Origin of the sequence: Fusicatenibacter saccharivorans (assembly GCF_027667425.1) — a bacterium.
Classification (GTDB): Bacteria; Bacillota; Clostridia; order Lachnospirales; family Lachnospiraceae; genus Fusicatenibacter; species Fusicatenibacter saccharivorans.
On sequence record NZ_JAQEGR010000014.1, the window covers coordinates 31,920 to 44,100 of the forward strand.

Annotated in this window: 9 protein-coding genes and 1 riboswitch; of the genes, 4 read left to right on the plus strand and 5 right to left on the minus strand. The window is 49.1% G+C overall.

Translation table 11 applies throughout. The features are described 5' to 3' along the window. Positions 1 to 174: 174 nt before the first annotated feature. Both rpsL and PGS38_RS13280 read right to left on the minus strand, forming a co-directional pair. A complete protein-coding gene (gene rpsL / locus PGS38_RS13275) occupies positions 175 to 591 on the minus strand; it encodes a 30S ribosomal protein S12 (RefSeq protein ID WP_022463258.1) in 417 nt (138 codons plus the stop codon). A 288-nt stretch (positions 592 to 879) separates the two neighbouring features. Next, entirely contained in the window at positions 880 to 1,347 is a 468-nt protein-coding gene (locus PGS38_RS13280) for a hypothetical protein (protein ID WP_118601390.1), read from the minus strand. 160 nt (positions 1,348 to 1,507) lie between these two features. After that, positions 1,508 to 1,552: riboswitch (PreQ1 riboswitch) on the plus strand. Between the two features lie 28 nt (positions 1,553 to 1,580). On the opposite strand from PGS38_RS13280, the gene PGS38_RS13285 reads away from it, so the two are divergent. Together PGS38_RS13285 and PGS38_RS13290 are read left to right on the plus strand one after the other, a co-directional pair. Continuing rightward, a complete protein-coding gene (locus tag PGS38_RS13285; protein WP_118641030.1) occupies positions 1,581 to 2,627 on the plus strand; it encodes a nucleoside hydrolase in 1,047 nt (348 codons plus the stop codon). Further along, positions 2,624 to 3,235: an ECF transporter S component gene (locus tag PGS38_RS13290; protein ID WP_022463255.1), complete on the plus strand. Its 612-nt coding sequence runs from the start codon at positions 2,624 to 2,626 to the stop codon at positions 3,233 to 3,235. The genes PGS38_RS13285 and PGS38_RS13290 overlap by 4 nt, the downstream gene beginning before the upstream one ends. A gap of 152 nt (positions 3,236 to 3,387) precedes the next feature. Here PGS38_RS13290 and PGS38_RS13295 read toward each other — a convergent pair whose 3' ends face one another. Beyond that, a complete protein-coding gene (locus PGS38_RS13295) occupies positions 3,388 to 5,397 on the minus strand; it encodes a glycoside hydrolase family 127 protein (protein WP_118641028.1) in 2,010 nt (669 codons plus the stop codon). Positions 5,398 to 5,586: 189 nt separating this feature from the next. Here PGS38_RS13295 and PGS38_RS13300 point away from each other — a divergent pair, with 189 nt between their 5' ends. Beyond that, complete coding sequence (locus PGS38_RS13300; protein WP_118700348.1) at positions 5,587 to 6,519, plus strand: AraC family transcriptional regulator; 933 nt, start codon at positions 5,587 to 5,589, stop codon at positions 6,517 to 6,519. A gap of 360 nt (positions 6,520 to 6,879) precedes the next feature. On the opposite strand, the gene PGS38_RS13305 is transcribed toward PGS38_RS13300, so the two are convergent. Further along, entirely contained in the window at positions 6,880 to 9,978 is a 3,099-nt protein-coding gene (locus PGS38_RS13305) for a methyl-accepting chemotaxis protein (protein WP_270476369.1), read from the minus strand. A 351-nt stretch (positions 9,979 to 10,329) separates the two neighbouring features. Between PGS38_RS13305 and PGS38_RS13310 the strand changes: the two genes are divergently transcribed. Then, positions 10,330 to 10,989: a TetR/AcrR family transcriptional regulator gene (locus tag PGS38_RS13310; protein WP_117509909.1), complete on the plus strand. Its 660-nt coding sequence runs from the start codon at positions 10,330 to 10,332 to the stop codon at positions 10,987 to 10,989. Between the two features lie 205 nt (positions 10,990 to 11,194). On the opposite strand, the gene PGS38_RS13315 is transcribed toward PGS38_RS13310, so the two are convergent. After that, the gene (locus PGS38_RS13315) at positions 11,195 to 11,968 is read right to left on the minus strand and encodes an SGNH/GDSL hydrolase family protein (RefSeq protein ID WP_117509910.1); all 774 of its coding nucleotides are present in this window, start codon (positions 11,966 to 11,968) and stop codon (positions 11,195 to 11,197) included. Positions 11,969 to 12,181: the final 213 nt, after the last annotated feature.

Below are 12,181 nucleotides of genomic sequence, written 5' to 3' on the forward strand. Positions count from 1 at the left end.
GTTACTTCCCTCCTTAACCATCATTCGATTAAATCATCGGTACTCACACTTATTTGCAGTATGTCCGCGCGTGTAAATTCTCTATAAATCCGCAGCCGTGGGGATTTATGGAATAACGCACAACATTTCGCTTTTTTTGTGATACTAGATATATCTCGAACTCGTTTTACTTAATTATTTCTTTTTCGGTCTCTTAGCACCGTATTTAGAACGGGCCTGTTTTCTGTTAGCAACACCTGCAGTATCAAGTGTACCACGGATGATGTGGTATCTGGTACCTGGCAGGTCCTTAACTCTTCCTCCACGGATCAGAACAACGCTGTGCTCCTGAAGGTTGTGACCTTCTCCTGGGATGTAACTTGTTACTTCGATTCCGTTGGAAAGACGAACTCTGGCGATTTTACGAAGAGCTGAGTTAGGTTTTTTCGGTGTAGCAGTTTTAACAGCTGTGCACACACCTCTCTTCTGAGGAGAAGACATATCTGTGGATTTCTTTCTCAGAGAATTGTAGCTTTTCTGCAGTGCCGGCGCGGTAGATTTCTTTACGGAAGTCTCACGGCCTTTTCTTACTAACTGGTTGAATGTTGGCATTCCATTTCACCTCCTGATAGATTTCTCCGTGTGTCCCACGGGGTTTCATACGGCTGCTTTAGTTCAACATAATTGCTTTGCAGCTTTTGCGCGCACAAAAAACAGTCTTTTACGCACGCTCGTTTATTATAGCGTCTGTCCTTTCAAAAGTCAAGGGGGAAATTCGCAAAAAATCGCGTATTTACGCGGCTTCTGCGGATTTCCCCCATTGATGCATTACTGTGCAAAAGTATTTTTTCTTCCTATTATAATCTCACCAGATTATTTTCTGACATTTTCTGTTTTTCGTTAAAGCGGACGGTTCCTGAAGGCCGGACACGCATCACACCGCTTCGGCTTCTCCTCGCTCTGTGCATTGCCCCAGAGGTCACGCGCTTTCTCTTCGGCACACCCTTTGCACCAGGGAAACATGCGGACATTGCTGATGTAAAAGTTCTCAAAGTTTGTCTCGTCGTTGTTGATGTCAAACTGCTGCTTTCTCGACAGCTCTTCCGTATGTTCTGCAATCCAGGCCTTCTGCCCTTCGGTCGCCGGATACCCCGGTCCGCCGAGGACGTAATCCATATCGGCATGGAGATTTTCCGGTTCGCCTGGTTTGTGGAATCCTACAAATAAAATATAACCGCGACGTAAAAGCTCCTGGATCGGCTCGTCCGTCTGGCCGTCCTGACCTAAAATCGCCCGCGCGGTCTGCGCATGAAAATTTTCTGTTTTGGGATAGAATTTCCCAGTTGGTGCTAAAAATCCATCTGCCATTTTCTTTTCTCCCATGTTCTCATTTGCTGTATGCTTTTCTATACCATAACCGATTTTTTCAAAACAGGCAAGGTTTGTTTTACTGGATTTTTTTTTTTATCTGTGCTATACTCTTTCCCGTGCATTTATGCAATCGGATTTTCCCGTCTTTTTGCGGGTGTCCGGACTGGTTCGTGAACTTCCCAGTATAAAAAACCAAGTATCTCAAAATTTTCATCAAAGGAGATTGGAAAATGAATGCAAGAAAACTGGTCATCGACTGTGATCCGGGCATCGACGATTCTCTCGCCCTGATGCTTGCCGCGGCTTCGAAAGAGCTGGATCTTGTCGGCATCACCACAGTCAGCGGAAATGTACCCGCTTCTATGGGCGCTAAAAATGCCCTCAAAATTCTTTCTATGATTGGAAAACCAGATGTCCCGGTTTATGTCGGCGAGGAGACGCCTCTGGTCCGCGACTACGTGGACGCGATGGACACCCACGGCATGGACGGTCTCGGCGAATCGGGCTGGCCGGATGCCGAAGGCCTTACGCCCAACAAGGACGCTGTTTCTTTCCTGATCGAAACCTTAAAAGCAACCCCTGATGTTACCATTCTTGCCCTCGGACCGATGACGAACCTTGCAAAAGTCATCTCCCGCGCACCGGAGTGCCTGACAAACCTGACGGCTCTTGTCTCCATGGGCGGAAGCTATAAGAGCCATGGAAACTGCTCCCCGGTTGCCGAGTACAATTACTGGTGCGACCCGGATGCCGCAGCCGAAGTATTCCGCGCGTTTTCCGAGCTGCCGCAGCTTGCAGGCAAAAAGCTTCATATGATCGGGTTGGATGTCACACGAAAAATTGTCCTGACGCCGAATCTTGTGGAATATATGAAGTGCGTAAATCCAGGAGTCGGAACCCGCATTGAGGAGCTGACGCGCTTCTACTTTGATTTCCACTGGAAACAGGAAAAGGTCATCGGATGCGTGATCAACGATCCGCTCGCGGCCGCTTATCTTGTGGATCCGTCGCTCTGCAGCGGTTTTGATGCGTATACGCAGGTAGAAACCGGAGGTCTCTGCATCGGACAGACGGTTGTGGATGCCATGAATTTTTATCAGAAAGCACCGAACAGCCACATTCTGACGCAGGTCGATGTGCGCCGTTTCTTCCTGATGTTCTTTGAGCGCGTTCTCGGCGTGCCGCAGGAGGAATCCGCACCGGTTCTCGACCAGATTCTCACCGCACCGCCGGTCTTCCCACATGAGACGATGTTTCAGAAGGGAGGCGAGGCATGATGAATACTAACCGTACGTTAAAACTCACGACACTCGCGCTCTGCGGTGTCATCAATATTCTCGGCGGTACCATTGCTCTGCTGCTGCGTCTTCCGGTTTATCTGGACTCCATCGGAACAGTTCTGGCAGCCGCTCTGTTCGGACCTGCTGCAGGCCTCGTTCCGGGACTGATCTCCGGACTCATTTCCGGCATGACGAGTGATGTCTATGCGTTTTACTATATTCCGGTGCAGCTTGTCATCGGTCTCGTTGCCGGCCTTGTATTCCGCAGACTCCGCCCGTCCCATACGGCAGGATCCCGCAGCGAGAGTCTTTCCCTCCGCTCCATGGGCTGGAAGCTGTTTCCGGCAGCGCTTGTGATCTCACTTCCGGGTACTGTGGTAAGTTCCACAATCACCGCGGTTGTTTTCGGTGGAATTACTTCCTCCGGCTCCACTGTGCTGGTGCAGCTGCTTCACAGCCTCGGTATGAATCTGACTCTCTCTGTCTGCGTTGTACAGGCCATGACAGACTTTGTGGATCGAATGATTGTCCTTGCAGTCGTCCTCGTGATTCTGCCCGCCGTTTCTTCTGCTTTCGGCAGTCTTTCTATGAGAAGCAGAAAATAATCTGTACCAATAGCACAAAGAATCCTGCAAAAAATTCACTTTCTTTTTTGCAGGATTCTCATATTTTGGCATAACAAGAACTCCGGAAAAAAGGGGAGGCTGCATCAGGAGCCATCCCTTTTCCGGAGTTTTTTATTTCTTCTTTAATAAAATCATTCACATGCGCGGATCCATACCTGCATTTCGCCCTCACCTCGGTTGTTCCACATATAATATGGAATCAGCTTCAGTTTCGTCTTTTCCTCTTCCTCTTTCTGATACAGATGATACAGCGGCTGTTTTTCCGCATCGCCCAGCTTCATGCGACGTCCCTCGGCCGTTACGCACACAAAGTGCTCGCCCAGCTCATCGGCTGCTTCTGCGGTTTTTTCACCATTCACACAGAGTTTTGTCAAATGCAGATTCTTTCCGTTGTCTGCTTCTTCCATACAGTAAACAACCGGTCCTCGTTTTACGGCAACACGGCCGGCGTCCTCGCGTACAAGCGGATTGGATGCCAAAAACTGGATTTCCATCGGGAAGTTCAGGCGGATCGTCTCACCCTTCGCCCATACTTTTGTCACATACAGATACCCGTCTTTTTCTTCCAATTCTGCGCCTTTTGGAATCTCTTTTTCATAAGAAGCACACCATCCCGGGATGCGGAATGCAAAGGTGTACGGCTCTTTGGTATCGCTCTCGCAGGTCACGGAAACATGGCCGTCCCACGGGAATTCGGAAGTGATGGATGCTTTTACTTTTTCTCCTTCCACTGTTCCACCCATGTACAAGTGGACAAACAGGGTTGTGTCGTTTTCCGTGTATGCGTAAGATGCAACTGAGCTTACCGTTCTTGCCAGGTTCGGAGGGCAGCAGGCACAGCCGAACCATTTCTGGCGGATCGGTTTTACATGGAATTTCCGCTCATCCTTGTGGCATGCCTCCGGCAGTACCTCCAGCGGATTGACATAGAAGAAGCTCTTTCCGTCGAGCGCCATTCCGGAGAGAACGCCATTGTAGAGGGCTAATTCCATCACATCCGCGTACTCTGCTTTTGCCTGAATCTCCAGCATGCGGCGAGCAAAGAACACAAGACCGATGGATGCACAGGTCTCTGCGTAAGCGGTATCGTTTGGCAGGTCATAGTTGAAAGAGAATGCCTCTCCTATATGAGTGGCACCGATTCCGCCGGTGACGTACATTTTCTGATGCACCATGTTGTTCCAGAGAGTTTCACAGGCTTTCAGCAGGCTCTCATCCTGCGTTGCCCTTGCCACATCCGCCATGCCGGAATAGAGATATACGGCGCGTACGGAGTGCCCCTGCACCTCATCCTGCTGACGCACCGGGCGGTTTGCCTGATTGTAGCTATATCGTTCCTCGCCCTCCGGGCAGGTCAGACCGCGCTCGATATCGTAATAGTATGGTTTTGTTCCGCGCTCGTCGATGAAGTATTTTGCAAGATCGAGATACTTCTGCTCGCCGGTCAGATCATAGAGACGCATCAGAGCCATCTCTGCAATTTCGTGACCAGGATAACCTGCTTTTTTACCCTCGCCGTGACCGAGTTTGCTGGCAATAAAGTCCGCGAAACGCTCTGCTGCTTTTAAGAGACGGTCTTTTCCGGTCGCCTGATAATAGGCTACGGCGCCTTCCGTCAGATGACCGAAGCAGTACAGCTCATGGTTGTCCTTAAGGTTTGTAAAAATCATATCCTGATCGTTGATCAGATAGTAGGTATCGAGGTATCCGTCTTCTCTCTGTGCTGCGCAGACAGCTTCAATTGCTTCATCTGCCGTTTTTTCCAGCTCCGGATCGGGATGCTGTGTCAGGGAGTACGCAACTGCCTCCACCCATTTGGTAAAATCGGTATCCTGGAACAGGAAGCCATAAAATCTTCCGTCCATTTTGCCATCCTTCGGCAGTGTCTCAAAAGTATCCAGCGGATATTTGATCTGAACAAATTTGTCTCCTTTTGCTTTCCGCTCTTTTTCAACTTCACCGGCGCGGCGGTAGTTCCGCATACAGAAGCTCGGTGCTGCTCCCGGAACATTGTCATTTAAGGCATTCCACTGATACGGAATTACTTCGGTGCGGACAAGCTCCATCTCTTTTTTCCAGAATGCATCAGTAACCTGGACTTTTGCCAGGGATAATGGTTTGCTGAAGTTTTTCTGATCCATTTTTTCGGTCTCCTTTTTCGTTGTCTTCCGCCGCCTCCTGGTTTGAAAAAGATATTTTCCTTGCTTTCAGGGATGGGAAGCGTTACACTTCTTTTGACGGCTGTTTTCCTGTTTTTCTATAGTTTTATTTTAGCAAAACAGACCGCCGTTTAAAATACAAGAATGTTTGAAAAGGTTTGAAAAAGTCATATGATCTCTGTTTTATTTCCAGATGCCGCCTGTTTTACCTACGACCTCTGCGGCAAATTCCAGTCCCCGTCCCCGGAGTGGATGCACCTGACACGGAATCTCGTCAATTTTGAACTGATGGTTGTGACGGAAGGAACGCTTTTTATCGCGGACGAACGCCGCTCTTACGAAGTCCACCCCGGCGAATATCTTCTTTTGCCTCCGACCGCCCATCAGCACGGTTCGAAAAAAGGAAGCTGCTCTTTCTACTGGCTCCATTTTATCCCGGGTATCCCCTCCGCACCGCTCATCGCTCCTTCTGACCCGACCGCCGGATCGGTTCTGGATGAGTTTCATGCTGCACCGCCATCCTCCTACCGCCTTGAGGACCTCGCTCCCGCCCAGCTTCCATCCAACTACCCCGAAACGTTATGCATCCCGCGCCAGGGAACGCTTTCCTCCCCGAACCGCGTCATCATCCTCATGAAGCAGCTCCAGGACACTTCCCTGCGTTTCCACAACACGTTCCTCAACAACAGCCTGACTGCCGCTGTTCTCGGCGAAATCAACTGTCAGAGCCCCTTCTACCGCACCTACACTTCCGAAACGCAGCGGACGCAGATCCTGCAGGACATTATCAGCTACATCCAGTACCACAGCAGCGAGTCCCTCAAAGTCACCGAACTCGCCCGTTATTTCGGCTACAACGACAAATACCTCTCCTCCCTCTTCCACGAGGGCACCGGAATGACACTGAAGCAGTTCATCCTGAAATCCAAAACGGACAGCGCTATGGCCGAGCTGACGGACACGAATCACACGGTCTCTCAGATTGCCTATAACGTTGGATTTCAGGATGCGCATAATTTTTCCACGGCTTTCCGAAAGCTCACCGGGATGACGCCGGGACAGTACCGGAAGAGTTATGGGAACCGGAAACTTTCTTTTGAATAGGACGGGAGGATACGACCCCCAGGCACAGCGGAGCGTCCGCCCCGCTGCGCCTGGGGACCCATCTACGTTTTGGCGGACGGAAGTGATTTACTCAATGGATGGATTCACTTATTCTTTAGAAATTTACTGTTTCTTTTAGAAAATAGACATACTTTGCTCACATTTCTTCACTATACTATAACTTAGATAGTTGATGAACCACTCAAAACTATCTCCCCCCTCATTATGAAAGAGCAGCCCGCATATCCGCGGGCTGTTCTTATTTTTTGTCTTTTTGCACCCCACGTAACGTAAATGCCGCCTGCGGTCGGGGAAAACATCCCGACCGCAGGCGGCCTCACAATCTACCGTGGAATCACATTACTCTTCCGCAGCTTCAATTGCTGCAGTCTCGATAATAAATTTCACGCTTCCATCCATTCCATTTGCCTTACCACTGTAAGAAGTATAAGCGCATTTATCCGAATTCAGCGCCTGAATCCGATCCAGTACATCTCCCAGATCATCCTCAAAGGTACTCTTCAGCTTGCTGGTACCCTCTTCTTCAAACTTCTTCGTACCGTCAGCCAGTTCTTTCGCCCCATCGGACAGCTCGTCAATACCATCAACAACCTTGCTGCTTCCCGATTTCAGATCAGAAGCTCCGCTTGCCAGAGAAGAAGTTCCATTTGCCAGTGTAGAAGCTCCGCTCGCCAGAGCAGATGCTCCGCTTGCCAGCGTAGAAGCTCCGCTGTTCAGTTCAGAAGCTCCGCTTGCCAGGGAAGAAGTTCCATTTGCCAGTGTGGAGGCTCCGCTTGCCAGCTGGGATGCTCCGCCTGCTACCTGAGAAGCACCGCTTCTTAAGCTTCCGCTGTTTGCAGAAAGTTTTGCAGATCCATCGCTTAACTGGCTTCCCAGCTGTCCAAGACCTGCGGTCAGCTGTGTCGTGCCGCCCTGCAGAGTCGTAACACCCTCAACCAGAGCCGGTGCATTTGCTTTCAGCTGGCTTGCGCCGGAAAGCAGCGTATCATTGTAAGCACTCAGCTGAGTGAATCCTGCGTTCAGTGCATTGATGCCTGCTGTTGCTTTTGCAAAACTCTCATTTGTGCTGCTGTACAGCTGGCTCACACCTGCGGACAGAGTACCGATGCCCTTGTACAGAGCGCTTCCGCCTGCATCAAGCTGTGCCACACCTGCGGTCAGTTTCTGCATTGCACCAAGATTCTGCTCAACAACTGCTTTATTATCGGTGATGGTCTGCATCTGTTTCTTCATGGTCTCAAGCTGCGGCATCAGAGCTGCAACCGTCTTCTGCAGATCACTGTACTGGCTCTTGATGTCGCTCATCTTCTGCTGCATTGCTGCAAGACCGGAGAGATCCGGGCGCTCGATTTCGAAGTTCAGTTCCGGAAGGGTAATCTGCGGAGCTGTAACCGGAGTAACCGAAACGGTTCCGGCGGAAGCGGAAACGCTGACACTTCCGATCTGGTTTCTTGCTTTACTTAAGGAATCGGCAAGCTCTGTATTTCCAGCGCTCTTAGCTGCGGAAATCTGTGCATCCAGTGTAGCTGCTGCTGCAGAGAGCTGATCATTTGCCTGTTTTGCTGCATCGGCGGATGCCTGGCTTGCTGCTGTATCAGCTGCGCTCTGTGCTGCTGCTGTTGCTTCCTGGTTCAGCTGTGCTGCTGCTCCGTCTGCCCATGCCTGAACCTGTGCTGCCATCTGGGTTCCCATCTGCGTTGCCTGATTCGTGATCTGTGCCTCCAGACCGCTTAAGTAGCTCTCAAGTCCTTTGGACAGCGTATCCATCTGGCTCATCAGCTCGTTGCCGTTTGTCATCATGCTGTTGACAGATCCTGCGATTGTGGTGTTCAGAACCCCGGAGAGTGCCTCGGTCTCGGAGATCAGGGTAGAACCGGTGCTGGTCATACCGTCTACCATCGTCAGAAGGCTCTGTACATCGGTGCTCTGCAGCTGCTCGTTCAAACTGGTCAGTCCTTCGGAGAGTTGTTTTGCTCCTGCTAAAATATCATTCTCATCTTTTCCGTCGAGTGCTGCGTTCAGTGTTGCGATTGCACTGTTTACCTCGGTCAGGCCGTCTGCCAGAGGCTGAAGCTGCTCAGCGCCTGCTGCAAGCTGTTTCTCGCCTGCTACATAAGAAGCAACGCCGTCGGACAGCTGTGTTGTTCCGTCGGTGTACTGTTTTACGCCTGCAACGACTTTATTCACACCGTTTACATACTCGGTTACGCTTCCAGTCAGCACACCGTTCTTTCCAAGATACGTCTGGATTGCTTTATTCAGGGTATCAGCGCCCTCGGTGTAGGAGTTTACGCCGCTTGCCAGGGAAGAAGCTCCGCTGCTTAAGGTGGATGCTCCGTTGGACAGGGTAGCTGCTCCGCTGTTTAAGGTAGAAGCTCCGCTGTTCAGAGTAGAAGTTCCGTTTGCCAGAGTCGATGCTCCGCTTGCCAGTGTGCCGGCTCCGCTTGCCAGTGTGCCGGCTCCGCTGTTCAGCTCGTCAGCGCCGTCTTTTAACGTTCCGATACCGTCATCCAGCTCTTTGTAGCTGTCTTTTAAAGTATCCACACCATCGGAGAGTGCCTTGGAACCGTCAACCAGTTCCATTGCAGCATCCTCAAGATCACTCAGTGCATCCTTCAGATCATCGTATCCGGTGATGTTGTCGGTATCGATGGTGTCGAGAACATCGTCAAGTGCAACGGTGAAGGTAGAATCCAGAGAGAAGTTCTCCACATCTGCAGTGATCTCCAGGCTTTCCGGCAGTTCGAAATCGCTGTCACCGGATACCAGATCTTCAAGGGAATCGGAATTTAATCCCAGGCTTTCCTGCAGGCCCGGCATACCAAATCCGATTACGATGTTTCTGCTTCCATCGGAAATGACTTTACCATTGTCGATCTTGACATTGGAGAAAGTATCCTGCGGAAGAATCATTCCGGTCATCAGGACGAATGGGGTGTACATCGTCTCTTTCTTGCCATTGATGTCAACCGTTGTCTTTGTGTTGTTTGTATAGTCAACTTTGATTTTCAGTTTTCCGCTCTTTCCGGCCAGGTCATCCGGTTTGATTTCCTTGCCGTCCAGATAATAGGTGAACTTCACGGAAACCGGAGGTTCTTTTGTGGTTGTTCCCTGATAATAGATATCCTCGCCGTCTGTCTGCCAGGTCAGCTCGTTTCCGCTCTGGGTGAACTCCTCGTCGCCCTTTACGTTTTTGATGTCCTTCAGTTCACTCTCATCTTTCAGGTTCTTTTCCGTTCCTGCGTTCTTCAGCCAGTTGGATACGGTGATCTGATCTTCCGATCCGTCTGCATTTGCATTTACATATACGGTTTCTTCTTTGGAAACCGCTGCGTCCTCTCCTGTCGCTGCATAAACCGGAGCAGCTCCCATAACAGCAGCCATACCAACAGCAAGACCAGACATCATCTGTTTTCTCAGTTTTCTGTTTCTATTCATTGTGATAAACTTCCTTTCTGTGGTTTTTATAATGGTTTTTTATGATGAAATCCAGGATCATAAGAGAAGTAAAACCCGCTCGGAGTAAGATACTGCGGGATACTGTTTCCCTCAGATCGAGGATGTTTTTCCTATGCCTTTCAATCATCTAATGTTATAACGCAAAAATGACTCTTAGTCAACATTAAATACTGCACAAAATTGACGATCGGTCATTTTTTTCTTCGTGCATAGTCACAAAAATGAGAAAATTAGTCATTTTCCCTTTGACAGTTTCCATGTATGATACCTATAATTATAGGCAAGATAGTAACACACGTTTTTGATATCTTTCAGGAAAGGAGACTCTCTGTGGGAAAAATTGATAATAACAAACAAATGAAGCGTGAGTCCCTTCTGGACTCTGCTTTCTCACTTTTTATCAACAACGGCTTCAGTAAAACATCCATTTCGGATATCGTGAATAACGCCGGCGTTGCAAAAGGTACCTTCTATCTTTATTTCAAAGATAAGTACGATATTCGGAATCATCTGATTGCACATAAGGCGAGTCAGGTATTTCAGGCCGCCTACTCAGATCTGCTGCGCCACCCGGATATCCATGATTTTGAAGAGCAGGTGCTTTTTATCACCGACAATATCCTCGACCAGTTTGCCGCCAACCACAGCCTCGTGACGCTTATTTCCAAGCATCTGAGCTGGGGATTCTTCAAAAATTCTCTTACCTTTGCTCCGTTTGCCGACACGCCGGCCATCTACACTATCTATGAATCTCTGCTCTCTCATGCAGCATATACGTATCGTTCACCGGAGCTGATGTTCTATATGATTCTGGAGCTTGTAAGCGGTACAAGCTACAACGCTATCCTGTACCAGCAGCCGGTTCCGCTTGAAGAACTAAAACCGGAGCTTTACGCTGCCATCTGTGGCATTTTCAAACAGTTCCGGATCCGTAAGAAACGAAAAAACGCGGAAAATGCAGGCGCGGATCCCGCCTCACTGTTCTCGTAGAAAAGAAAGAATCCTGCTACGGCAGGATTCTCCGCCTGCGGCGGGTCGCTTTGGCGACATAATTCCCCTCCGCCGCAGTGCGATCCTGCCCGGAGGGCTTTTTTAATTTACAGGAAAATTCAACGAAGTTTCCTGTAAATCAAAAAATACTTTCGCGGAATCTTTTCAAAAGAAACCACGAAAGTATTTTTATTTTCCTCTTTGCTTATACCTGCTGTTCCAGATATTCACCAATCCGCTGTTCCATCACAGGCACCAGCCACTCGGCATAGCCGGCCTTCATCGGATGAATCGGATCCTGAAGATACAGTTTTCGTTTTTCCGGGGAAACACGGTTGATTTGTTCGTCATTCCAGAAATCGATCACACCGATCTGCCATTTTTCCTGAATTTTCAGAAGCGCCTCTACCATCTTCGCGTACGGCTTGGAATCATACTGTGGATTCGTATAGAACATCACCGGGCAATGCCACGTTTCTTTTGCATATGCAATGATATACTCAATCGCGCCACAGACAGTTTCGACATCGAAGCTCTCCAGATCGCGGGATTCCGAAATTTCACCGAGCGGGCTGTTGCGTGTTGCATCGTTAGTGGACAGCTGGCAGATAAAAAGATCCACCTGTTGCTTTGGATCAAGCCTGTCGCGCATACGCTCGATGTAGGAATCCTCACCATTATCAATCAGCGTGGTTCCGTTGACCGCTTCTTTGATGCAGGTACAGCTGTCTTTCTTCGCTATGTACTCCGCAAACGAATTGTTGTGGGCAGCAAAGCCCTTCGTCACGGAGGATCCCAAAAATACAACTGTTTTTCCTTTTAACGGACTTGTTTTTTTAAACGGAATACGGGAAACATCGTATCGGACGGAATTTCCCTTTTTAAAATAACCTGTTTTCTTATTCATGCTATATATGCCGCCCACAGCTAAGGCTGCGCCTCCTGCGGCCAGGATTCCGGCTATTATTTTTGCATCCATCGCAAAACCTCCATTATCTGAGTCAATACCACTTCGCAGATCCTGTCGGATCTTTTTTTCGAATACCCCTATCTTACATCATTTTTCTGAAAATGCAAGTAAACTTTGTTGTCGATTTTGTTCCGATTTTGTTAACAAAATACGGATTTTCTGTGTTCTGGTCGAATTCTGATCGATTCCGGCGATTTTTTTATTCTCTTTTCCTCAAAAACC

Bases quoted from the DNA above. Each gene is read 5' to 3' on its own strand.
- PGS38_RS13295 (WP_118641028.1), bottom strand. From the start codon at position 5,397: ATGGATCAGAAAAACTTCAGCAAACCATTATCCCTGGCAAAAGTCCAG.
- PGS38_RS13285 (WP_118641030.1), top strand. From the start codon at position 1,581: ATGAATGCAAGAAAACTGGTCATCGACTGTGATCCGGGCATCGACGAT.
- PGS38_RS13315 (WP_117509910.1), bottom strand. From the start codon at position 11,968: ATGGATGCAAAAATAATAGCCGGAATCCTGGCCGCAGGAGGCGCAGCC.
- PGS38_RS13280 (WP_118601390.1), bottom strand. From the start codon at position 1,347: ATGGCAGATGGATTTTTAGCACCAACTGGGAAATTCTATCCCAAAACA.
- rpsL (WP_022463258.1), bottom strand. From the start codon at position 591: ATGCCAACATTCAACCAGTTAGTAAGAAAAGGCCGTGAGACTTCCGTA.
- PGS38_RS13290 (WP_022463255.1), top strand. From the start codon at position 2,624: ATGATGAATACTAACCGTACGTTAAAACTCACGACACTCGCGCTCTGC.
- PGS38_RS13300 (WP_118700348.1), top strand. From the start codon at position 5,587: ATGATCTCTGTTTTATTTCCAGATGCCGCCTGTTTTACCTACGACCTC.
- PGS38_RS13305 (WP_270476369.1), bottom strand. From the start codon at position 9,978: ATGAATAGAAACAGAAAACTGAGAAAACAGATGATGTCTGGTCTTGCT.